Source organism: Micromonospora sp. NPDC005171, assembly GCF_040608575.1.
In the GTDB taxonomy this organism is placed as follows: Bacteria; Actinomycetota; Actinomycetes; order Mycobacteriales; family Micromonosporaceae; genus Micromonospora.
On the sequence record NZ_JBEXIM010000020.1, the window covers coordinates 23,584 to 46,930 of the forward strand.

Below are 23,347 nucleotides of genomic sequence, written 5' to 3' on the forward strand. Positions count from 1 at the left end.
GTCAACCGTGCCCGCCCTTCGCGTGCCCCGATCAGCCGGGCCCGAGCGGAACGCTGGGCGTGGCCGACCGGGTGGCCGTCACTTCACCCCGGCGGCGTCCATGCCGCGCAGCTCCTTCTTCAGGTCGGAGACCTCGTCGCGGATCCGAGCCGCCAACTCGAACTGCAACTCGCGGGCGGCGGCCAACATCTGGTCGTTGAGCTCCTGGATGAGCTGGGCGAGGTCGGCGCGGGCCATCCCCTCCCGCGAGGTGGTGCCGGCGGCGGACCGACTCCGGCTGCGGGTCTCCTTGACCGGCGCCTTGCCCCGGGAGAGCTGACGCACCGCGCCCCCAACCCGGGAATTCTCGGTGTCCTCCGCCTCGCGGTAGATGTCGTCCAGGATGTCGTGGATCTTCTTGCGCAGCGGCTCCGGGCTGATGCCGTGCGCCTCGTTGTGCGCGATCTGCTTGGCCCGACGCCGATCGGTCTCGTCGATCGCCGCCGCCATCGACGGGGTGATCTTGTCGGCGTACATGTGCACCTGACCGGAGACGTTACGGGCGGCCCGCCCGATGGTCTGGATCAGCGACCGACCGCTGCGCAGGAAGCCCTCCTTGTCGGCGTCGAGAATCGCCACCAGCGACACCTCGGGCAGGTCCAGACCTTCGCGGAGCAGGTTGATGCCGACCAGCACGTCGTAGTCGCCCTTGCGCAGCTCGCGCAGCAGCTCCACCCGGCGCAGCGTGTCGACCTCCGAGTGCAGGTAACGCACCCGGATGCCGTTCTCCAGGAGGTAGTCGGACAGGTCCTCGGCCATCTTCTTGGTAAGCGTGGTGACCAGCACCCGCTCGTCCCGGTCGGTGCGCAGCTTGATCTCGTGCATCAGGTCGTCGATCTGGCCCTTGGTCGGCTTGATCACGACCTCCGGGTCGACCAGACCGGTGGGTCGGATCACCTGCTCGACGAACTCGCCCTGGGCCTGCTCCATCTCCCAGGTGCCGGGGGTCGCGGAGAGGAAGACCATCTGGCCGACCCGCTCCAGGAACTCGTCGAAGCGCAACGGCCGGTTGTCGGCCGCGCTGGGCAGCCGGAAGCCGTGGTCGATGAGCATCCGCTTGCGCGACGCGTCGCCCTCGTACATGCCGCCGATCTGCGGGATGGTCACGTGCGACTCGTCGACCACAGTGAGGAAGTCGTCGGGGAAGTAGTCGAGCAGGGCGTGCGGCGGGCTGCCGGGCAGCCGCCCGTCCATGTGCATCGAGTAGTTCTCGATGCCGGAGCAGAAACCTACCTGCCGCATCATCTCGATGTCGTAGGTGGTGCGCATCCGCAACCGCTGCGCCTCCAGCAGCTTGCCTTGGCGCTCCAGCTCGGCGAGCCGCTCGGCCAGCTCCACCTCGATGTCGCGGATCGCCCGCTCCATCCGCTCCGGACCCGCCGCGTAGTGCGTGGCCGGGAAGATCACCAGCTGGTCGACCTCGCGGACCACGTCACCGGTCAACGGGTTGAGGTAGTAGAGCTTCTCCACCTCGTCACCGAAGAGCTCGATGCGGACCGCCAGCTCCTCGTACGCCGGGATGATCTCCAGGGTGTCGCCGCGGACCCGGAAGGTGCCCCGCTGGAAGGCCATGTCGTTGCGGGTGTACTGGATGTCGACCAGCCGGCGCAGCAACTGGTCGCGGTCGAGCTCCTGCCCGGTCTGCACCTTCACCGCCCGGTTGAGGTACTCCTCCGGGGTGCCCAGACCGTAGATCGCCGAGACGGTCGCCACCACGATCACGTCGCGACGGGTGAGCAGCGACATCGTCGCCGAGTGCCGCAGCCGCTCCACCTCCTCGTTGATCGAGGAGTCCTTCTCGATGTAGGTGTCGGTCTGCGGGATGTACGCCTCGGGCTGGTAGTAGTCGTAGTACGAGACGAAGTATTCGACAGCGTTGTGCGGCAGCAGCTCGCTGAACTCCTTGGCCAGCTGCGCACAGAGCGTCTTGTTCGGGGCGAGCACCAGGGTGGGGCGTTGCAGCCGCTCGATCAGCCACGCCGTGGTGGCGCTCTTGCCGGTGCCGGTCGCGCCGAGCAGCACGGTGTTGCGGTCGCCGCGCCGAACCCGGCGCTCAAGATCATCGATGGCCGCCGGTTGGTCGCCGGCCGGCTGGAAGTCACTGACGACCTGGAAGCGGTTGTCGAGCCGGGGAATGTCGAGCGCCATGCCACCAACGGTACGCCGGAGGTCCGACAGGAACGGCCGTCACGCCAGGTACGTGATCAGCTTCAATATTCCCATTGTGTGGCCCATGTCACCGGGACTACCCTCTTGATGTAGGCCGCTCGCGGCGGCCGACCGGGCCGGTGGCCAGGCCAACATCACGGCCGGTCACCCCCGGCACTGCGGTCGCAGCACCCGGCTCGTCCGGCGTGCGCACCCGTGTGGTCGCGCTCGAGGCGCAGACCGGCCGCCGCGAGCGCCCCTGCTCGTCACCCCGATGCCTCCCCGCCCGTTTCACCTCCGTGGACACCTCCCCGACCCCGGCGCCCGACACCACCGCCCGCACCGGCACGCCCCGGTCGGACGACCCGAGCACCGGCAGCGGGCGGCACCGCACCGGCCCGGCCGGCGGCGCCTCAGCGGCCAACCGGCCCACCACCGACACCGGAGGTGGGCCCACGGCCGGCCGGCCCAGCGGCGGCACGCGCCGAGCCACCGCCGGCCGCAGGACCACCGACACGCACCGGGCCGCCGCCGCGCGGAGCCTCGCGGAAAACCGCGACAACACCGCCCGCCGCGACGACACCCCCGACACCGCCGACACCACCGGCGCCGCCGACACCACCGGCCCGACCTCGGCCGGCCGTCGTCGGCGTACGGTGCTGCTGTTGCTCGGTCTGACGGCGCTGACGTCCGCGACGGCCCTGGTGCTCGGGCTGTTGAGCTGGGCGCCCGACCCGCCCGAGCCGGCCCGGCCGCTCACCGTGCCGGAGAGCGAACGGCTGGCCGCCGTGCGGGTCACCAACCTGCGGGACCTGCGCGCCGGCGTACGCGTCACGGCCGGCACCGGCGCCACCCGCATCGAGCTGGTGGGCTGGGTGGACTGGTCCCGGTCGTTGCTCTACCTCGACGTGGGCGGGCCGGGCGCGGGCGCCGAACGCGGGCTGCTGCAGAGAAGCGGCCGGGTGCTGGTGGTCCGGCCCGATCCGGCGGCGGTGCCCACTCCCGCCGCGCCACCACTGGTAGCCCCGGAGGACCGGTGGCGGCTGCACCGACTGGCACCCGGTGCGCAGCTGGCACCGGTGCTCGACCTGCTCCTCGACCTCGCCGCCGACCGCCCGGACACCCCGACCCGGACGGCGCCGTCCAACGGAGCACGCTGGATCGCCCGGGAGACCGTGCCGGCCGGCCCACTGGACGTCATACAGGCGCCACTGCCCACCGGCACGCCGGCCGCCAGCACCTCGGTCGGCACCCCCGGCGCCGCGACGCCCGCCCCGGACGAACAGACCCGGTACTGGCTGGACCAGGACGCCCGACTGCACAAGCTGGTGACCCGGCTGCCCGGCGCCGGCCCGGTCACCCTGATCTTCAACCGGGCGGACCGGCCGACACTGAGGCCGGTGGACGCACTCGGCGGCCGACCCGGTCTGCCCCGCGCGCTGACCGACGCCGAGCAACGTCGGCTCGACCGGCTGCCGGCCCGGCTCCGCGCCCAGGGCGGCGCCACGTTGACGCTTACCGCGCCGACGGGCACGGACACGAACCTGCGGGGCGCCGGCTGGTTGAGCTGGACCGCGCGTACCGCGTACCTCGCGGTCGCCGATCTGGGCGTACCCGATCGCCGGACCCTGCTGCGACGCGACGCCGCCGGTCTGGCCCGGGCGGACCTGCCGGCGGTCACCGCCGGCGGCGGCACCGCGGAGGCGCCGGCCCGGCCGCCACTGCCGCCCCCGGCCGGGGGCTGGCGGGTTTCCCGACCCGGCCGGGACGACCTGAGCGTGCTGGTCGAGGCCGCGGTGACCGCCGGGTCGGTCGGGCACCGCGGCGCGGCCGTGCGGGTACGCGAGGACGTCGCCGCCGGACGGAGCGTGGACGTCATCGAGTCGGGCCCGGCGGACGGGCGGCTGCGCTACTGGATCGACCGGGACGGGTTGCTCCGCCGGCTCGAGTTGCAGACCGACGCCGGCGCGTGGGCCCACCTGGATCTCCACCCCGCCGTCGTACCCCGACTGGCCGCCAACCCTCGGCTGGTCGCCCCTCGACCCTCAGCCCCTCGGTCTTCGGCCCCTCGGCCCGGTGCCCGCTGACCTCAGGGGCGCCAGCCGGTCTGCGCGGCCCACTGCTCGGCCCGCAGGTACTCCTCGTCGAACCACGGGTTCCGGGCCGTGCCGGAATCGCCGGCCTCCGGCGCCGCGTCGATCAGGTCCCGCTTGAGCAGCAGGTACGCGGACCGCTGATCCGGGTCGGCACGCAGGTGGTCGCGCATCAGCAGCGCATACCGCCAACCCGGCGAATCCGCCAGCCGTAGGTGCAGACGAACCGGGCGGGCCGGGTCCGCGCTGCCGTGCAGCCGCTTCTCCCACCGGCCCCGGCCAGCCGGGCGCGGGTCGTCCCACCACTGCCCCGGCACCCGCGGGAACCCGGCGCCCGCCAGCCGATCCGCCAACGGCCCGTCGGCGTCGGCGAGGCTGGAGACCGCCACCTGCACATCGATGACGTTCTGGGCGGCCAGACCGGGCACCGCCGTCGAACCGATGTGATCGATGCGCAGGGCATCCGAACCGAGCGTGTGCTGGATCCGGGCGGCCAACCGCGCGTACTGCTCCGGCCAACTCGCGTCGGCCCCGGCCTTCTCCGCCGGGGCCGGCGGCACCACCCGCCGCTGGCGCAGGTTGTCCTCGTAGGGAACCAGCCGCTGCTTCCAAAGCAGGTCGACGGCGTCGTGCAGCGCCGTCAGGCTGCCGTCGTTCGTCAGCACCACGTCCGCCGCCGCCCGGCGGCGGACGTCGTCGGCCTGGGCGGCGATTCTCCGCTCGGCCTCCGCGCGAGGCATCCCCCGGTCGCGCGCCAGCCGCTCCAGTCGGGTCGACACGGCCGCCTGCACCACGACCACCAGGTGGTACGTCGGCGCGAGACCCACCTCGACCAGCAGCGGTACGTCGTTGACGACGATCGCGTCAGGTGCCGCCGCCGCGGCCAGCTCCGCGGTACGGGCCCGCACCCGGGGGTGGGTGATGGCCTCCAGCCGACGCCGGGCGGTCTCGTCGGCGAACACCACAGCTCCCAGTGCGGCACGGTCCAGTGCGCCATCGGCGTCCACCACAGCGTCGGAGAAAGCGGCCACGATCTCGGCCAGCCCGTCCGTACCCGGCGCCACCACCTCCCGGGCCACCCGGTCGGCGTCAATGAGCACCGCGCCCCGCTCGACGAGCCGCGCGGCCACCGCGCTCTTGCCCGACCCGATTCCGCCGGTCAACCCCACCCTCAGCACCCGAACAGTCAACCGGATCGACAAACCCGCCGCCAAACCCACCCACGGCCCGGCGACACCCAACCCACCCTGCGCCCGTGGTGCGGCCCAACGCCCCGCGCCACGATCGTGGCGGTCCACACCAGCCGCCGAGCGCAGCTCGCGCCGGTGGCCTACGGCGGGTACGGCGAAGGCCCCGCCCCCAGCGATCCGGAGATCGCGGGGACGGGGCCCGTCGTCGTTCAGCGGGTCACTTACCGCCGGCGAGCTTCTCCCGCAGTGCGGCGAGCGCCTCGTCGGTGGCCAGCGTGCCGGCCGGCTCCTCGGCCTGCCGGCTCGGGGCCGGGCTGGACGAAGAGGTGGTGCCACCGCCACCGCCGCCGCCAGCGGCCGGGACGGCCGGAGTCGGGTTGGCGGCAGCCTCGGCGTCGGCGGCCCGAGAGGTCTGCACCTGCTTGGTGTGGGCCTCCCAGCGCAGACGAGCCTCGGCGTACTGGTTCTCCCAGGTCTCGCGCTGCTTGTCGTACCCCTCGAGCCACTCGCCCGTCTCCGGGTCGAAGCCCTCCGGGTAGATGTAGTTGCCCTCGGTGTCGTACGTCGCGGCCATGCCGTAGAGGGTCGGGTCGAAGTGCTCCTCGCCCTCGACGAAGCCCTCGTTGGCCTGCTTGAGCGACAGCGAGATCCGGCGACGCTCGAGGTCGATGTCGATGACCTTGACCATGACCTCGGAGCCAACCTGGACGACCTGCTCCGGGATCTCCACGTGGCGCTCGGCCAGCTCGGAGATGTGGACCAGGCCCTCGATGCCGTCGTCCACCCGGACGAACGCACCGAACGGCACCAGCTTGGTGACCTTACCCGGCACGATCTGCTGGATCGCGTGGGTGCGGGCGAACTGCCGCCACGGGTCCTCCTGGGTCGCCTTCAGCGACAGCGAGACCCGCTCGCGGTCCAGGTCGACGTCCAGGACCTCGACCTCGACCTCCTGGCCCACCTCGACGACCTCGGACGGGTGGTCGATGTGCTTCCAGGACAGCTCGGAGACGTGCACCAGACCGTCGACGCCGCCGAGGTCCACGAAGGCGCCGAAGTTGACGATCGAGGACACGACGCCCTTGCGGACCTGGCCCTTCTGCAGCTTGTTGAGGAACTCGGTGCGCACCTCGGACTGCGTCTGCTCCAGCCAGGCCCGGCGGGACAGAACCACGTTGTTGCGGTTCTTGTCCAGCTCGATGATCTTGGCCTCGAGCTCCCGTCCGACGTACGGCTGCAGGTCACGCACACGACGCATCTCGACCAGGGACGCGGGCAGGAAGCCGCGCAGCCCGATGTCGAGGATGAGGCCGCCCTTGACCACCTCGATGACCGAACCGCGGACGACGCCGTCCTCGTCCTTGATCTTCTCGATCGTGCCCCAGGCCCGCTCGTACTGTGCCCGCTTCTTCGAGAGGATCAGACGACCCTCCTTGTCCTCCTTCTGGAGGACCAGGGCCTCGATGTGGTCGCCAACCGTCACAACCTCGGCGGGGTCCACGTCGTGCTTGATCGACAACTCCCGAGAGGGGATGACACCCTCGGTCTTGTAGCCGATGTCGAGCAGGACCTCGTCCCGATCGACCTTGACGACGGTGCCTTCGACAATGTCGCCGTCGTTGAAGTACTTGATGGTCTCGTCGATCGCGGCGAGGAAAGCCTCCTCGGAACCGAGATCGTCGTGGGTGACCCGGGTGGCGCTCGAGGGGGCCTCGATGCTGCTCGTCATGTGGGCGGTTGCTCCGGTCGGTGGGTTGTCACAGCAGGCTGGTGTGTCGCAGTGACCTGTTCGCGCCAGCGGATCCGTCGCCGGGCACACCGAACGATCGCCTAGTGAGATCATGATGTGGCTCCGTCGACCGCGCACCTGCTCCCTGCCGAGGCAACGCGATCCGCGAGCGCATCGTCTAGCCTACCGTGCGCATTACCACAGCGTGCAAGCCCTCCCGGGTTCTCTTCGTGCGATGACCTGCGAAAGCCGAACAATCGCCCGGAAAACACCCCTGCTGTCTCCTGCGTCACAGCAGACCCTCCCGCCCCGCCGCCCGCGCACCCACGCGCCGCGCGTGATCGACTTGTTTCCTGGGATGTCGGTGTGTCCCACCGAGCCAGAGTGGATCAAGGCTGCCACGCGAGGAGTCGGGCAGATCGTGGACGCGTCGCCGTACCCACCGGGGTGGGCGGGGCCTAGCGTGGGCGCGTGGATGACGACAGCCGGGTTACCCGGCGCCGGGTGGGTGACGCCGAGGCCCGGCGCGCCAACCGCGGCTGGTGGGACACCGACGCCGACGACTACCAGGCCGAACACGGCGCGTTCCTCGGCGACGTGGACTTCGTGTGGTGCCCCGAGGGCCTGCGCGAGGCCGACGCCCGCCTGCTCGGCGACGTGTCGGGTCGACGGGTGCTCGAAGTGGGCGCCGGCGCCGCGGCCGGCGCCCGCTGGCTCGCCACCCAGGGCGCCCAGCCGGTCGCCTTCGACCTGTCCGCCGGCATGTTGCGGCACGCCGCCGAGGCCGCCGACCGCACCGGGGTACGCGTACCGCTGGTGCAGGCCGACGCGCTCGCCCTGCCGTTCGCCGACCTGTCGTTCGACGTCGCCTGCACCGCGTTCGGCGCGATCCCGTTCGTGGACGACTCGGCGGCGCTGCTCGCCGAGGTGCACCGGGTGCTGCGCCCGGGCGGCCGGTGGGTGTTCTCGGTGACCCACCCGATGCGGTGGATTTTCCTCGACGACCCGGGCGAGGGCGGCCTGACGGCCGTGCACTCCTACTTCGACCGCTCCCCCTACGTGGAGCAGGACGAGACCGGCGTGGCCACCTACGTCGAGCAGCACCGCACCCTCGGCGACCGGATCCGCGAGCTGGTCGGCGCCGGGTTCCGACTCTTGGACCTGGTGGAGCCGGAGTGGCCGGAGGGGCACGAGGGGGTCTGGGGGCAGTGGAGCCCGCTGCGCGGACGGCTCTTCCCCGGCACCGCCATCTTCGTCACCGAGAAGCCCGCCGGGTGAGCGCGTCGTACCCGCTGTCCGACCTGCGACCCATCGATCGCCGGTAGGCTCGCCCTATGAGCGCTGAGCCCATCCCGACATCACCTGGCCCCTGGTGTCCGGACCCGATGCGGCAGCAGCGTGCCGACTACACGCTGGAGGACCTGCTCACCCTGCCGGACGACGCCCCCCGCGTCGAACTCGTCGACGGAGTTGTCCAGGTGACACCCTCCCCCACCCTGGGCCATCAGAACATCTCCAGCCTGCTCTGGCTTTGGCTGCGCAACCACGCGCCGCTTCACCTTCGTGCCACCCAGGCCGTCGGGCTCAGGCTGAGCCACAACACGAGTCGACAGCCGGATGTGCTGTTGCACAGTGCCAGCGTCGCATCCGTTCATTCCCTCCTGCGGCCGGAGGACGTCGTACTCGCCGTGGAGATCGTTTCGGCGGGCACGCGACGGATCGACCGGTTCGCGAAACCCGGGGAGTACGCCGCCGCCGGCATCCCGTTCTACTGGCGGATCGAGCAGGACCCGGTGCACGTCTACGCGTACCGGATCGGCGACCATGTGGGGCCGGGCGGTGAGCGGCAGTACGAGCTGGTCGCCGACGGTGCCGACGTGATTGAGCTGACCGAGCCGTTCGACATCAAGCTGCCGGTCGCCGAGATCACCCCGTAGTCGTTTCGCCCTGGCCGCCTCGGGTAGCCGAGGGCCATGGCCGAACAGAGATTCCGTAAGGGCGACCATGTCTCCTGGTCGGCCCACGGCAGCCGCGCGTACGGCGTGGTGCGGGGGACGATCACCGAGCGGACACGGATCCGCGGGCGGGCCGTGAACGCGGCCCCCGATGATCCGCAGTACCGGGTCCGCAGTGACGGCACGGGCCGCGACGTGGCCCACCGGCCCGAGGCGCTGCGTCATGAGCAGAAGTGACGATGGCCGGGACACCTACCGGGAGTTCACCGAAGCGGTGAACATGAAGCCCGGTGAGCTGTCCACGTGGCTGGAGACCGACGAGTCGAAGCAGGTCGGTTGGCACAAGGGCGGTCAGGCTGGTGGTGGCGAGTCCGTCGGGCACGAATCCGGTCGGAAGATCATCAACCTGCTCCGTCGCAAACGCGGCGACCTGTCCGAGGGCGACTACAAGCACATGCGCAAGGTGGTCGGCTACGTACGCCGGCACATGGCCCAGCGGCCCTCGGGCGACGTCCGCGACACCAAGTGGCGCTGGTCCCTCATGAACTGGGGCCACGACCCCTTGAAGTAACCACGTCACTGTTCAGAACCAGGGCGACGGCGTGACCCACAACACCAGCGGTCGCGACCAGGGCGACCCGGTCAGGGGTTCCGGGGCAGCCCGACCCACGCAGGGATCAAGCCTGACCGCCCGGAGTGGGTCGGGCTGCCCCGGAACCCCCACACCGCAACACCAAAATCAGTGATCCGCGCTGTTCCAGTCGCGGCCCAAGCCGACGGACACCTCCAGCGGCACCGACAGCGGGTACGCCTCGCCCATTTCCCGCCGGACCAGGGCCTCCAACGCCTCCCGCTCACCCGGAGCGACCTCGAAGACCAGCTCGTCGTGCACCTGGAGCAGCATCCGCGAGCGCAGCCCGGCCTCGCCGAGCGCGGTGTCGACGTGCAGCATCGCCACCTTGATGATGTCGGCGGCGGAGCCCTGGATGGGGGCGTTGAGCGCCATCCGCTCGGCGATGTCGCGGCGCTGCCGGTTGTCGCTGACCAGGTCGGGCAGGTAGCGACGCCGACCCAGGATGGTGGAGGTGTAGCCGTCCTGGCGGGCCCGGGCGACCACCTGCTGAAGGTAGTCGCGCACCCCACCGAAGCCGGCGAAGTAGTTTTCCATCAGCCCGCGCGCCTCTTCGGTGCTGATGCTGAGCTGTTGGGACAGGCCGAAGGCGCTCAGCCCGTACGCCAGGCCGTAGTTCATGGCCTTGATCTTGCGGCGTTGGTCGGGGGTGACCTCGTCGACCGGCACCCCGAACACCGACGATGCGGTCACGGCGTGGAAGTCGGCGCCGGAGTTGAACGCGTCGATCAGCGCGTCGTCCGAGCTGAGGTGCGCCATGATGCGCATCTCGATCTGGCTGTAGTCGGCGGTGAGCAGAGACTCGTAGCCCTCCCCCACCACGAAGGCCCGCCGGATCCGCCGGCCCTCCTCGGTGCGGATCGGGATGTTCTGCAGGTTGGGTTCGGTGGACGAGAGCCGACCGGTGGCCGCCACGGTCTGGTTGAACGTGGTATGGATCCGGCCGTCGTCGGAGACCGACTTGAGCAGCCCGTCGACTGTCGACTTGAGCTTGGCCACGTCCCGGTGCCGCAGCAGGTGGGCCAGCACCGGGTGCGGCTGCTGCGCGTAGAGCCACTGCAGGGCGTCCGCGTCGGTGGTGTAACCGGTCTTGATCTTCTTGGTCTTCGGCAGGCCCAGCTCGGTGAAGAGGATTTCCTGCAACTGCTTGGGCGAGCCGAGGTTGAACTCCCGGCCCACCGCCTCGTACGCGCCCTGCGCGGCGGCCTTCACCTCGGCGGCGAAGTGGGCCTCCAGCTCGGACAGGTAGTGGGTGTCAGCGGCGATGCCGGTGCTCTCCATGGTGGCCAGCACCCGCATCAACGGCAGCTCCACGCCGGCCATCAGCCGGGCGGACTGCTCGCCGTCGCGGGACAGCTCGGCGTCGATCGCGTCGGCCAGGTCGAGGGTGGCCCGGGCCTGGAGCATCAGGTTCTGCTCGACCACCCCTTCGTCGCCGAGGCCGTCGAGGGTGAGCTGGCCGGACTCCGGGACGTCCACCCGCAGCTCCCGGTGCAGGTAGCGCAGCGCCAGGTCGGTCAGGTCGTAGGACCGCTGGTCGGGACGGGCCAGGTACGCGGCGATCTGGGTGTCCCGCACGATGCCGTCGAGCTGCCAACCGTGCGCGGCGCAGGCCAGCACGGCCGGCTTGCTGTCGTGCAGCACCTTGGGACGCTGCGCGTCGGCCAACCAGCTGGCCAGGGCGCCCTCGTCGGTCGGGTCGAGCTGCGCCGGGTCGACCCAGGCCGCCGCGCCGCCGGCGGTGGCCAGCGCGAGACCGGTGATCGAGGCGGTGTGCCGGCGGTTGGGGCCGGTGTCGAGTTTGACCGCAAGCCCGACCGGGGTGCCGGTCGGAACGTGCGTGCTCAGCCATCCGGCCAGCGCGCCGGGCTCGGTGAGCACCTCGCCGGTGAGGTCGAAACCGGACTCGGCCTCCGGCTCGACCGCCTCCAGATACTGGTAGAGACGGTCGCGCAGAATGCGGAACTCCAGGGTGTCGAAGACCTGGTGCACGGCCTCCCGGTCCCACCCCGTCCAGCGGGTGTCCTCCGGGCGCAGCGGCAGCTCCAGGTCCGAGACGAGGCAGTTGATCTCGTAGTTGCGGATCACGTCGGCGAGCCGCTCCCGCAGGCTGTCGCCGGCCTTGCCCTTGATCTCGTCGGCCCGGGCGATCACGCCCTCCACCCCGCCGTACGTGGTGATCCACTTGGCGGCGGTCTTCGGGCCGACGCCCGGAATGCCGGGCAGGTTGTCACTGGTCTCGCCGACCAGCGCGGCGAGGTCCCGGTACTGCTGTGGCGGAACGCCGTATTTCGCCTCGATCGCCGCCGGGTCCATCCGGGCCAGGTCGGAGACGCCCTTGCGCGGGTAGAGGACCGTGATCTGGTCGTCGACCAGCTGGAACGCGTCGCGGTCGCCGCTGCTGATCAGCACCGACATGCCCTGGTCGCGGGCCTGGCAGGCGAGCGTGGCGATGACGTCGTCGGCCTCGAAGCCCTCTTTCTCCACCACCGGGATCTGCAGCGCGGCCAGGACCTCCTTGACCAGGCTGACCTGGCCCTTGAAGTCGGTCGGGGTCTCGCTGCGGCCGGCCTTGTACTCCGCGTACTTGTCGGTGCGGAAGGAACGGCGGGAGACGTCGAAGGCCACCACGATGTGCGTCGGCTGCTCGTCGCGCAGCACGTTGATCAGCATCGAGGTGAAGCCGTACACCGCGTTGGTGGGCTGCCCCGTCGTGGTGGAGAAGTTTTCCACAGGCAGGGCGAAGAAAGCCCGGTATGCCATGGAATGTCCGTCGACGAGAAGCAGGCGCGGTGTCGTAGCTGTCACGGCAGCGACTCTAGTCCGTAGGTACGACGACGTGACGACGCCGGCAGGCGGTGATGTCGAGAAGTCGCCGGAGACCACTCCGACTCCCTCGTCGCCGGCTGATCGTCGCATCTTCAGCAGGCGCGCAGGGCTCGGCTCGGAGACGGCGAACCGGCCGGCAGGAAACCTGCCGGCCGGTTCACGTTCGACAACTCAGGCCACGCCGAGGTACGCCTCCTTGACCGCCGGGTCGTGCAGGAGTTCCTGGCCGGTGCCCTCCTTGACGATCCGACCGGTCTCCAACACGTAGCCCCGGTGGGCCCGGGAGAGCGCCTGCTGAGCGTTCTGCTCGACCAGCAGGATCGTGGTGCCCTGCTCGTTGATCTGGGTGATGATCTCGAAGATCTGCTGGATCAACTTTGGTGCCAGACCCATGGACGGCTCGTCCAGCAGCAGCAGCTTCGGACGGGTCATCAGCGCCCGACCGACCGCGAGCATCTGCTGCTCACCGCCGGAGAGCGTGCCGCCGGCCTGCTTGCGCCGCTCGTGCAGCCGTGGGAACAGCTCGAACACCATCGCCAGGTCCTTGGCGATATCGGCCTTGTCCCGACGGGTGTAGGCCCCCATCTCCAGGTTTTCCAGCACCGTCATGCCCGGGAAGACACCGCGGCCCTCGGGCGACTGCCCGATCCCGCGGATCACCCGCAGGTCGGCACGCAGCCGGCTGACGTCGACGCCGTCGAACTTGATGCTGCCGCCGGAGATGGCGTGCAACCCCGAGATCGCCTTCATGGTCGTGGTCTTGCCGGCACCGTTGGCGCCGATGAGCGCCACGATCTCGCCCTGGTCCACGTGCAGGCTAATGCCGTGCAGCGCCTCGATCCGGCCGTAGAGCAGCTTCAGATTATCGATCTCAAGCAGCATCCTCGACACCTCCCAGGTAGGCCGCAATCACCTTCGGGTCGTCGCGCACCTCGGCCGGCGACCCCTCGGCGATCTTCTGCCCGAACTCCAGCACCACCAGCCGGTCCACCACGCCCATGACCAGTCGCATGTCGTGCTCGATCAGCAGGACGGTCACGCCGGAGTCGCGGATCTTGCGGATCAGCTGCAGCAGCGCCACCTTCTCCGCCGGGTTGAAGCCGGCGGCCGGCTCGTCGAGGCAGAGCAGGGTGGGATCGGTGGCCAGGGCCCGAGCGATCTCCAGACGACGCTGGTCACCGTACGACAGGTTGCGGGCCAGGTCGCCGGCGCGACCCTGGATGCCCACGAAGTCCAGCAGCGCGCGGGCCTTCTCCTTGCCCTGCCGCTCCTCCCGCCAGTGCCGCGGCAACCGCAGCAGGGCGCTCGGGACGCTGGTCTTGTGGTTGGCGTCCGCGCCGACCTGCACGTTCTCCAGTGCCGTCATCTCCGGGAAGAGGCGGATGTTCTGGAAGGTACGTGCGATGCCCAGCTTGGTGATCTGGAACCGCTTACGGCCGCTGACCTTCTCACCCCGGAACCGGATCTGCCCGGTCGTCGGGGTGTACACGCCCGTCATCGCGTTGAAGCAGGTGGTCTTGCCCGCGCCGTTCGGGCCGATCAGCCCGAGGATCTCCCCCTCGTAGAGGGTGAAGTTGACGTCGTTGAGGGCCACCACGCCGCCGAAACGCAGCGTGACGTGGTCGACCTCCAACAGCGGCTTACGACCGTCGGTCGCCGGAGCCGGCTCGCTGACGGCCTCGTCCGGCGTCGAGGACTTCTCCGGCGGGCTACCCACCGTCGTCCGCGCGTCGATCGCCATGTCGCGCTCGCTGCTGGCGTCGCGCTCGCTACCCATCCGTGGCTCACTCAACGACAGCCACCTCCTTCTGCCGGTCCTTGAGCTCGGCGGCCCGCCGCCGGTTCGGCCAGAGACCCTGCGGTCGGAAGATCATCACGATGATCAGCAGAATCCCGAAGATGAAGTAGCGCAACGACGTCGGGCTGACGTCGAAGTCGTTACCGAAGACGGTGGCCGTCTCCGGCAGACCGAACACGTCACCCACCGACCGCAGCCACTCCGGAACGTAGATGACCAGGAAGCCACCGAGGATCGCACCGCCGATGCTGCCCGCACCACCGAGCAGAACCGCCGCCAACACCAGGATCGAATTCTCCAACGAGAACGTCGAGGAGTTGACGAAGTTCGCCTGACCTGCCCACAACGTGCCGGACAAACCACCGACCGCCGCACCGATCGCGAACGCCCACAGCTTGAACCGGAACGTCGGTACGCCCATCAGCTCCGCCGCGTCCTCGTCCTCGCGGATCGCCACCCAGGCCCGGCCCACCCGGCTGTTCGCCAGGTTCCGGATCAGGAAGACGGCGCCAATGATCACCGTGAGCAGCAGCCAGTAGTACGGCTTGAACTCGAACTGGAAGATGGCCGTTCCGTCCGGGTACTTGCCCGGCGGGTGCCCCACCTGCGGGATGCCCCGGTCACCGTTGAGGATCCAGTCCTGGTTCTTCGCGACGATCCGGATCATCTCCGCGAAGCCGAGCGTCACGATCGCCAGGTAGTCGCCGCGCAGGCGCAGGGTCGGCGCGCCGAGCAGCACACCCGACAGCAACGCCAGGGCGATGGCGATCGGCACCGTGACCAACCACGGCCACGGGCTCTCCAGCCAGTTGTACTCGGTGATGAGCTTGCTCTCCGGCGACGTCAACAACGCCACCGTGTACGCGCCGACGGCGAAGAAGCCGAAGAAGCCCAGATCCAACAGACCGGCGTAGCCCACCACCACGTTGAGACCGAGCGACAGCAGCACGATCCACGCGCAGTAGAACAGCACCGCCGCCATGTCGTTGCGCGTGGTGTACAGCGGGATCCACAGGCCAGGAATGTTCAGGTACTCGTAGAACCACTTGTTCGGCAGGACGTAGAGGAACGCGATGAAAGCCAGCAACCCGGTGATCCGGGCGGACTTCGGCAGCTCGTCGACCCGCCGACCGATGGCACTCGAAGCGGAGTGCCAACGCTCTCGCAGAGCGGTCATGCCCGCGCCCTCCCCAACGACTCGCCCAGCAGACCGGTCGGCCGGAACATCAGCAGGACGATCAGCACGACGAACGCGATGAGATCCCGCCACTGCGAGCCGAAGAGAGCCGACCCGTAGTTCTCGACCAGCCCCAGCAACACGCCGCCGATCGCCGCGCCGCGCAGGTTGCCGATACCGCCCAGCACCGCGGCGGAGAATGCCTTGAGCCCGAGCAGGAAGCCGATGTTGTACCGGGTGTTCCCGCTCTTCATGTCACTGAAGACGGCGGCCACACCGGCCATCAGACCACCCAGCACGAAGACCAGCGCGATCACGCGACTCTTGTTGACACCCATCAGCGCGGCGGTGTTGGCGTCCTGCGCGACCGCGCGGATGCCCTTGCCGAAGCGCGTGCGGTTAACGAACCAGTCGAGCCCGACCATCATGATGATGGCCACGCTCAGCGTCAGCATCTGCACGGGCGTGATGCTCCAGCCGCCGATGCTGAACAACGTGTCGGCCGGCAGCAGAGCCGGCGAGCCGACCTGCCGACGCTGGGTCAGCGTCCCCATCAGCTCCATCAGGGCGTACGACGCACCGATAGCGGTAATCAGGAAGGCCAGCGGCGGTGCGTTGCGGCGCCGCAGCGGCCGGTAGGCGGTAACCTCGATCAGCAGCGCGACGCTGCCGGACAGCAACGCGGCCGCCACGATCGCGAGGGCGATCAGAAGCAGCGCGTGACCCACCGAGGGCGCACCACTGTTGCTATCGAGCCCGAAGGCCGCCCAGGTCCAGATGGCACCGAAGGTGCCGATCATGAAGACCTCGGAGTGCGCGAAGTTGATCAGGCGAAGAACGCCATAGACGAGGGTGTAGCCGAGGGCGATGAGCGCGTAGATCGCACCCTGCACCAACCCGGTTGTGGTCAGTTCCGGGAAGCCCCGGACGAGTTCTGCAAAGTCCACCGATGCTCCGAAGGGTGTTGCGTTGAGCCGATGCGGCCGGGGTTACACACCCCGACCGCATCGAAACAACTCTGTTCGTCACGCCCTCAAACCTGTGACCCCAAAGGGATCAGGCCTTCGGGACCTCCACGTCAGGAGCCCACGCACCGGCGGTCGCCTTGAAGGCCCACACCTTGACCTGCGCCGGGTCCAGCTCGCCGTTCGGCTCCCACTTGTAGGTCACGCCCGAGGCGGAGCCAGCCTTGTTGTAGGTGGAGAGGAAGGCCTGGATGTCAGCGCGGCTGGTCTTGCCGGACTTGATGGCCTCGAGGTAGATGTTGGCCAGGTCGAACGACACGTCGGCGTACACGCCCGGGTCGACGCTGTACTTGGCCTTGAAGTCGGTCACGAAGGTGCCCTTGGCAGCCGTCGCCGGGCCGCACGGGCAGGTGGCGATGGTGCCCTCGACGTCCTTCTGACCGGCGACCGACAGCATGTTGGCGTCGTTGATGCCGTCACCACCGATGAACGTGCCGGTCCAGCCCGCAGCCCGCAGCTGCTTCAGGAACGGCGCGGCCTCCTCGGTGTAGCCCGCGTAGAACAGCACGGTCGCACCGCTGGTCTTCACCTTGGAGATCTGCGCACCGAACTCCTGCGCGTTGTCGACGACCTTGTCGGTGCCGATGACCAGGGAGCCGAGGCCCTTCTTGGCCTCGTCGGCCAGACCGGCGCCGTACGCCGACTGGTCGTCGATGACGAACGCCTTCTGGGCCTTCAGCACGTTCTTGATGTAGCTGGCGATCGCCGGGCCCTGGGAGAAGTCGTTACCCACGCCGCGGTGGAAGACCTTCCAGCCCTTCTCCGCCAGGCTCGGCCGGGTGGCCGACGGGCTGATGACGGCGAGACCGGCGGTGTCGAAGATCGGCAGCGCGACCTCGCTCTCACCGGAGAACGCCGGACCGACCATCGCCACGATCTTCGTGTCGGCCGCCGCGCTGGTCGCGAGGCCACCCGCCAGGTCGGCCTTGCCCTGCGAGTCGAACGCCTGAACGGTGACCTTGCAGTCCGCGTTCTCCGCGTTGTACTTCTCCACGGCGAGGTCGGCACCCTGCTTCATCGGGGTGACCAGGCCGGCGTCGGCGCCGGAGAGCGCACCGAAGAAACCGATCTTGAGGTCGCACGCCTTGTTGGCGGAACCTTCCGACGTGCCCTCGTCCTTCTTACATGCGCTGGCGCCGCCGGCAACAAGCGCCAAGATGGCGACGCTGCCGAGGACGCGCACGAAGTTTTGCCTCAAGGCTGGAACCCTCCTCCGTCCAGAAGCCCGAAGTCGCCTGGCAGAAAGCCGGAGGCGACCACGGACCGGACCGTTCACCCGGTCTGGGGCGGGACGTTATCCCACAAGCACTACTCACCGTAAGGTGTCGTAGGCGGCATTGACTCAACCGTTACCAGAGGCGGGGAACCTCGCGTTTAGATGTCACATCGGCGCCTGTCGACAACCCGTCAGACGGGCCCCAACGGCGCAAACCACACCCTCGCCGCCACCCCGTCGTCGACTGTGACCACCATCCCGCGGTCCCACATAGTGGCCGCCGCCGACGTGTCCCCACCTGCGGAAACGTCCACCGGAAGCACCACCGGCAGCCACGACGAGCCGCCCGTGTCGGATCGCCACAACCGGTGCCCGTCGGCCGCCATCGTCATCGCCAACACCGCGCCACCACCGCCGGCCGCCGACTCAACACCGGCCACCGCGCCCGCGCCCGTCGCCCCGAAGGCCCCCAGGGCGCGCCACTTCCCGGCACCCGAAACCGCACCCGTCGACTCCAGCACCCACGCCTGGAAAAGGCTCCCCCGCACCCCCACGGCGTACACCGACGAGCCGACCCGCACGAGACGCTGGACGATCTCGTCCTCCCCCGTCGCCGGCAGCGCCAACCGCTTCCACGTCACGCCGGACGCGGAGGACCAGACGAAAGGGTCACGATCGGCCCGACCCGCGGGCCGTCCCCCGCCACCGACCAACCAACCTTCCGGCACCGCGACCGCGTCCGTGGCGAGCGTCGTCAGACCCGCCTCGCTGGCCAGCTCCGCGGCACGGTCGACCAACTCGAAGCCACTCGCATCCGGGGAACGCCAGACCGCCGCCCCACCCGTCCGGGCTCCCGCGATCAACCACCCGCCGGCACCACCCGCGATGCGGCTCGCGCTGACCGCCTCCGGTCCGCCGTACAGCTCAAACTCCGCCGACACCTCGCGCAGACCGCCGTCGGCGTCCTGCCGCCACGTCCGCACCCGCGGATTGCCGTGCGCGCCGCCGGCCCGCGCCCCGATGACGGCGATCCGACCCTCATGACAGCCAACGGCATAGAGGATCGCCCGTTCGCCGTAGTAACTCGACGGACGCGACGGCAGCGGAGTCCACTCTCGACCGTCCACGCTGCGCCAGGCCGCCGGGCGGGTTCCGCCGTCCGGCGCGCCCACCGCGCCGACCGCGTACCACCGACCCGCGCAGGCGGTCACATCGCGAACGATCAGCCGACCCGGTGAGCCCGGCGGCACCGGCAGGACCGCCATCTCCCATTGCGGCCGAACCGGTTCGGGAAGGCGTACCTTCTCGGCGGCCCGGCAGCCGGCGAGCAGCGTGACGACAACCCCGAACACCGCCATCGCACGCCGGACCGACACGCAGTTGATGCTATCGATCCGACCGCCCGCAGCCGAGCCTCACCCGGTGATCAGACGGTCGGCTGCTGCGACACCTCGCCGCCAGCGGTCTCCGCGAGGATCCGCTCCGCGACCTCTTTCATAGTCATCCGGTGGTCCATCGCGGTGCGCTGGATCCACTTGAACGCCTGCGGCTCGGTCATCCCGTACGTGGTCATCAGCGCGCCCTTGGCACGCTCCACCGACTTACGGATCTCCAGGCGGTCGGTCAGGCTCGCGACCTCCGCCTCCAGGGCCGCGACCTCCGAGTAACGCGACAGCGCGATCTCCACCGCCGGGACCAGGTCACTCTTCTGGAAGGGCTTCACCAGGTACGCCATCGCGCCCGCCGCGCGTGCCCGCTCCACCAGATCACGCTGGCTGAACGCGGTCAGAATGATCACCGGAGCGATCCGGGCACCGGCGATGCGCTCGGCGGCGGCCAGCCCGTCCATGATCGGCATCTTGATGTCGAGGATGACGAGATCGGGCTTCAACTCCTCGGCGAGGCGCACGGCTGTCTCGCCGTCACCGGCCTCCCCCACCACCTCGTAACCCTCTTCGACAAGCATCTCGGCGAGGTCCAGCCGGATCAGCGCCTCGTCCTCGGCGATCAGTACGCGCCTGCGCTCGGCATCCGTCGGCATCTCAGCCACCAGCCCTACCCCCACCAGTCATAAGCCGACACCAACCCGACCGGGTGTCGCCGCCCTCAGCGTAGTAGGTAACCTATGGGAGGCCACCAGAGCATTCGGCCAAGCGTCCCCGTATTCCAACCGGCAGAGAAGCGGAGCTCAAACCTCCGACAGTGTGGGTTCGAATCCCACCGGGGGCACCAAAAGTGTCGTACGGCTGTTCCAAAATCGTCGTGTGCATCCCCCTGAACTACGCATTCGTGCGCGGCAGCAGCACTTCGCCGGGAGCACGGTCGCCGAGGTTGCCAGACGTCTGAGACTTCCCTACTCAACGGTCAGGGGCTGGTGCACGAACCAGGTCGAGCCGAGAAGGTCCGGCAGCGAGCTTCGTTGCTTTCGCTGCCGGCCTGAGGTCAAGAATCAGACAGATCCGTCTGCATACCTCTACCTGCTCGGTCTCTACCTGGGCGACGGGCATCTCGTCACCTCCGCACGGGTGCCGGTGCTGCGCATCGCTTGCAGCAGTAGCTGGCCGGGCCTGATCGAGGCATGCGACGCCAGCATGCGGCAGGTGCTCGCGGCGAAGGTTCAGCGCGTCCAGCAGCCTGGTTGCGTCAGCGTGCAGAGCTCCGCCAAGCATTGGCCATGCCTGCTTCCCCAGCATGGTCCAGGCAAGAAACACGAGCGTCCGATCATTCTCGCCAGTTGGCAACGGGACATCGTTGCGACGCATCCGGGTGACTTCCTGCGCGGGCTGTTCCACTCCGACGGCTGCCGGTTCGCCAACCGGGTGACAGTGCGCGGCAGGGCGTACGTCTACCCGCGCTACATGTTCGTCAACGAGTCGGCCGACATCATGCGGCTCTGCCAGTGGGGCCTCGACCTGCTCGGTGTCGCCTGGCGGATGAACCGACGCAACGCGTTGTCGGTGGCACGCCGCGGCGCTGTCGCCGCGTTGGACCGGCACGTCGGTCCGAAGTCCTGACCGCCACCCCCGGATCGGGCCGACCGTGGGAGCCTGGCTGACGATCACGGCGAAAACGCGGGCGACGACAGGGGTGGATCTGATGCGGGTGGTTGTCTTCGGTGCGACCGGGATGGTCGGTCAGGGCGTGTTGCGCGAGTGCCTGCTCGCCGATGACGTGCGGGAGGTGCTGACGGTCGGTCGTCGGCCGACCGGCCGGCAGGATCCGAAGCTGCGGGAGTTGACCGTCGCGGACGTGGGCGAGTTGGCCGCGGTGCGGGCCGAGCTGACCGGGGTCGACGCGTGTTTCTACTGCCTGGGGGTGTCCTCCTTGGGTCTGGATGAGGCCGCGTACACCCGGGTCAGCTACGACTACCCCCTCGCTGCGGCGCGGTTGTTCGCGGAGGTGAGCCCGCAGGTCACGTTCGTCTACGTCTCGGGTCAGGGGACCGATTCGTCGGGTCAGGGCCGGGTGATGTGGGCGCGGGTCAAGGGGCGTGCCGAGAACGCGATCATGGATGTGCTGCCCAACGGTTACGCGGCGCGGCCGGGGTTCATCCAGCCGACGTACGGGGCGGTGTCGAAGACGCGGTGGTACCAATTCGGGTACGCGGTCACCCGTCCGCTGTTTCCGGTGCTGCGTCGGTTGCTGCCGAACCAGGTCACCACTACCGACGGGATCGGTCGGGCGATGCTGCGGGTGGCTCGGCAGGGTTCGCCCGTCCGGGTGTTGGGCAACCGCGAGCTGCGCTGAGGTCAGGCGAGCGTGTCGAGGGCGTGGGCGAGGTCGGCGCGCAGGTCCTCGGGGTCTTCGAGACCGACGGAGAGACGCAGCAGGGCTTCGGCGGGTTTGGCGTCGCCCTGGACCGGCCGGTGGGTGAGTGAGGCGGGGTGCTGGATGAGGGTGTCGACGCCGCCGAGCGAGACCGCGTGGGTGATGAGGCGGCAGGCGCCGGCGACGGCGGCCGCGGCGGGCGCGCCGCCGCGTACCTCGAAGGCGAGCAGGCTGCCGGGTCCGGACATCTGCCGCCCGACCAGCGCCGCCGGGTCGTGCACCGAGGGGTGGTGCACCCGGTGTACGGCGGGGTGGTTGGCGAGCCAGCCGGCCAGTTTCTCGGCGGTGGCCTGTTGGGCGCGGACCCGCAGCGGCAGGGTTTGCAGGCCGCGGTGCAGCAGGTAGCCGCCGAGGGGGTGCAGGATCGCCCCGGTGACCGCGCGGACCTGACGTAGCCGTACGGCCCAGGTGTCGTCGCAGGCGACGACACCGGCGAGGACGTCGCCGTGCCCGCCGATGCTCTTGGTGGCGCTGTGCAGAACGAGGGTGGCGCCATGCCGGGCGGGTTGTTGCAGCACGGGGGTGGCGACGGTGTTGTCGACGAGCAGCGGGACGTCGCCGGCCGCGGCGGCGAGGGCGGCGATGTCGACCAGGTCGACTGTGGGGTTGGCGGGTGTCTCGACGATGACCAGGGCGGTGTCGGGGCCGATGGCGGCGGCGACCTCGTCGGGGCGCGTCCAGGTGACGGTGGTGCCGAGCAGGCCGGTGGCGAGGACGTGGTCGGTGCCGCCGTAGAGGGGGCGGACGGCGACGACGTGTCGGCGGTCGCCGCGGGCCGCGGCGAGCAGGGTGGCGGTGAGGGCGGCCATTCCGCTGGCGAAGGCGACGGCCTGGGTGGTGCCTTCCAACTCGGCGAGGGCGGTTTCGAAGCGGGCGACCGTCGGGTTCCAGAGCCGTTGGTAGACGGCGCCGCCGTCGGCGGGGAGGGTGCCGCCGGTGGCGAGTTGCTCGTACGCGGCGCCGCCGTCGTCGACCGACGGCAGCGGGTTGGTGGTGGACAGGTCGATGGGTGGTACGTGCACGCCGAGGGTGCGGAGGTCGTCACGGCCGGCGTGTACGGCCCGGGTGTCCATCGTTGCCATGGCGGTAGCGTCGAACATCTGGCCGTTGGTGGGCAACAGTTCGGCAGATGATTCTGTGAAATGGGCTGGTTTCCGCGATGGGTTCGGGCGAGGATGGCGGAATGCCCCCTGAGCCGAATGATGTGCGGCCGTATCCGGCCTTGGACGAGGTGGACCGCGCGATCCTGACCGAACTGGCCGCGGACGGTCGGCTGCCGAACAATGCCCTCGCCGAGCGAGTGGGTGTGGCGCCGTCGACGTGCCTGACGCGTACCCGGGCGCTGCGGGAGCGCGGTGCGATCCGTGGTTTCCACGCCGAGGTGGATCCGGCGGCGCTCGGTCTGCCGTTGCAGGCGTTGGTGTCGGTGCGGTTGACTGCGCACGAGCGGGCGGCAGTGGACGCGTTCCGAGCCCGGTCGGTGCGGCTGCCGGGGGTGGTGTCGGTGTTTCACGTGGCGGGTGCGGAGGACTACGTGCTGCATGTGCGGGCGGCGTCCGGCGACGCGTTGCGGGACTTCGTGCTGGATCACCTGGCGGTCGACCCGGTGGTGCAGCACACGCAGACCAGCCTGATCTTCGAGCAGGCGCGCGGGATGGGTTGAGCGGCGGGTGAGGTGACCGACGAAAA

General features: G+C 69.7%; 20 protein-coding genes and 1 tRNA gene. 9 read left to right on the plus strand and 12 right to left on the minus strand.

From position 1 onward, the window contains the following. Positions 1-78: 78 nt before the first annotated feature. Complete coding sequence (gene uvrB, locus ABZU74_RS22030) at positions 79-2,187, minus strand: excinuclease ABC subunit UvrB (RefSeq protein WP_355426851.1); 2,109 nt, start codon at positions 2,185-2,187, stop codon at positions 79-81. 206 nt (positions 2,188-2,393) lie between these two features. Between uvrB and ABZU74_RS22035 the strand changes: the two genes are divergently transcribed. Next, positions 2,394-4,274: a hypothetical protein gene (locus tag ABZU74_RS22035; protein WP_355426854.1), complete on the plus strand. Its 1,881-nt coding sequence runs from the start codon at positions 2,394-2,396 to the stop codon at positions 4,272-4,274. Between the two features lie 2 nt (positions 4,275-4,276). Here ABZU74_RS22035 and coaE read toward each other — a convergent pair whose 3' ends face one another. Further along, positions 4,277-5,458 carry a dephospho-CoA kinase gene (gene coaE / locus ABZU74_RS22040; RefSeq protein WP_355426857.1) on the minus strand — a complete coding sequence of 394 codons (1,182 nt, stop codon included), beginning with the start codon at positions 5,456-5,458 and terminating at the stop codon, positions 4,277-4,279. 229 nt (positions 5,459-5,687) lie between these two features. Further along, entirely contained in the window at positions 5,688-7,199 is a 1,512-nt protein-coding gene (gene rpsA / locus ABZU74_RS22045) for a 30S ribosomal protein S1 (RefSeq protein ID WP_112582670.1), read from the minus strand. 471 nt (positions 7,200-7,670) lie between these two features. Here rpsA and ABZU74_RS22050 point away from each other — a divergent pair, with 471 nt between their 5' ends. From ABZU74_RS22050 to ABZU74_RS22065, 4 genes are read left to right on the plus strand one after another with little or no spacing between them, the layout of a single operon-like run. After that, positions 7,671-8,477 carry a class I SAM-dependent methyltransferase gene (locus ABZU74_RS22050; RefSeq protein WP_355426860.1) on the plus strand — a complete coding sequence of 269 codons (807 nt, stop codon included), beginning with the start codon at positions 7,671-7,673 and terminating at the stop codon, positions 8,475-8,477. Positions 8,478-8,533: 56 nt separating this feature from the next. Continuing rightward, a complete protein-coding gene (locus tag ABZU74_RS22055) occupies positions 8,534-9,136 on the plus strand; it encodes a Uma2 family endonuclease (RefSeq protein WP_355426863.1) in 603 nt (200 codons plus the stop codon). 36 nt (positions 9,137-9,172) lie between these two features. Continuing rightward, entirely contained in the window at positions 9,173-9,391 is a 219-nt protein-coding gene (locus ABZU74_RS22060) for a DUF2945 domain-containing protein (protein ID WP_355426866.1), read from the plus strand. Then, positions 9,378-9,725, plus strand: coding sequence for a DUF3140 domain-containing protein (locus ABZU74_RS22065; protein WP_196924458.1), 348 nt, complete (start codon positions 9,378-9,380; stop codon positions 9,723-9,725). The genes ABZU74_RS22060 and ABZU74_RS22065 overlap by 14 nt, the downstream gene beginning before the upstream one ends. A 168-nt stretch (positions 9,726-9,893) precedes the next feature. On the opposite strand, the gene polA is transcribed toward ABZU74_RS22065, so the two are convergent. From polA to ABZU74_RS22105, 8 genes are all read right to left on the minus strand, one after another. Next, positions 9,894-12,593 carry a DNA polymerase I gene (gene polA / locus ABZU74_RS22070; RefSeq protein WP_355426869.1) on the minus strand — a complete coding sequence of 900 codons (2,700 nt, stop codon included), beginning with the start codon at positions 12,591-12,593 and terminating at the stop codon, positions 9,894-9,896. A gap of 192 nt (positions 12,594-12,785) precedes the next feature. Further along, positions 12,786-13,496, minus strand: coding sequence for an ABC transporter ATP-binding protein (locus ABZU74_RS22075; RefSeq protein ID WP_355426872.1), 711 nt, complete (start codon positions 13,494-13,496; stop codon positions 12,786-12,788). After that, a complete protein-coding gene (locus ABZU74_RS22080) occupies positions 13,486-14,355 on the minus strand; it encodes an ABC transporter ATP-binding protein (RefSeq protein ID WP_355426998.1) in 870 nt (289 codons plus the stop codon). Before ABZU74_RS22080 ends, ABZU74_RS22075 begins: the two co-directional genes overlap by 11 nt. Positions 14,356-14,398: 43 nt before the next feature. Beyond that, complete coding sequence (locus tag ABZU74_RS22085) at positions 14,399-15,589, minus strand: branched-chain amino acid ABC transporter permease (protein ID WP_355426875.1); 1,191 nt, start codon at positions 15,587-15,589, stop codon at positions 14,399-14,401. After that, positions 15,586-16,536, minus strand: coding sequence for a branched-chain amino acid ABC transporter permease (locus ABZU74_RS22090; protein ID WP_355426878.1), 951 nt, complete (start codon positions 16,534-16,536; stop codon positions 15,586-15,588). The genes ABZU74_RS22085 and ABZU74_RS22090 overlap by 4 nt, the downstream gene beginning before the upstream one ends. A 109-nt stretch (positions 16,537-16,645) precedes the next feature. Further along, entirely contained in the window at positions 16,646-17,812 is a 1,167-nt protein-coding gene (locus tag ABZU74_RS22095) for a branched-chain amino acid ABC transporter substrate-binding protein (RefSeq protein WP_355426881.1), read from the minus strand. 209 nt (positions 17,813-18,021) lie between these two features. Continuing rightward, the gene (locus ABZU74_RS22100; RefSeq protein WP_355426884.1) at positions 18,022-19,206 is read right to left on the minus strand and encodes a hypothetical protein; all 1,185 of its coding nucleotides are present in this window, start codon (positions 19,204-19,206) and stop codon (positions 18,022-18,024) included. 50 nt (positions 19,207-19,256) lie between these two features. Beyond that, a complete protein-coding gene (locus tag ABZU74_RS22105) occupies positions 19,257-19,880 on the minus strand; it encodes a response regulator (protein ID WP_130402813.1) in 624 nt (207 codons plus the stop codon). Positions 19,881-19,985: 105 nt separating this feature from the next. Between ABZU74_RS22105 and ABZU74_RS22110 the strand changes: the two genes are divergently transcribed. From ABZU74_RS22110 to ABZU74_RS22120, 3 genes are all read left to right on the plus strand, one after another. Further along, a tRNA-Leu gene (locus tag ABZU74_RS22110) sits at positions 19,986-20,062 on the plus strand. Positions 20,063-20,421: 359 nt separating this feature from the next. After that, a complete protein-coding gene (locus ABZU74_RS22115) occupies positions 20,422-20,844 on the plus strand; it encodes a hypothetical protein (RefSeq protein WP_355427001.1) in 423 nt (140 codons plus the stop codon). 82 nt (positions 20,845-20,926) lie between these two features. After that, the gene (locus tag ABZU74_RS22120; protein ID WP_355426886.1) at positions 20,927-21,577 is read left to right on the plus strand and encodes an NAD-dependent epimerase/dehydratase family protein; all 651 of its coding nucleotides are present in this window, start codon (positions 20,927-20,929) and stop codon (positions 21,575-21,577) included. A 2-nt stretch (positions 21,578-21,579) separates the two neighbouring features. Here the strand turns inward: ABZU74_RS22120 and ABZU74_RS22125 are convergent, their stop codons facing one another. Next, complete coding sequence (locus tag ABZU74_RS22125) at positions 21,580-22,758, minus strand: PLP-dependent transferase (protein WP_355426889.1); 1,179 nt, start codon at positions 22,756-22,758, stop codon at positions 21,580-21,582. A gap of 83 nt (positions 22,759-22,841) precedes the next feature. Between ABZU74_RS22125 and ABZU74_RS22130 the strand changes: the two genes are divergently transcribed. Continuing rightward, the gene (locus tag ABZU74_RS22130) at positions 22,842-23,321 is read left to right on the plus strand and encodes an Lrp/AsnC family transcriptional regulator (protein WP_030334356.1); all 480 of its coding nucleotides are present in this window, start codon (positions 22,842-22,844) and stop codon (positions 23,319-23,321) included. Positions 23,322-23,347 lie beyond the last annotated feature (26 nt).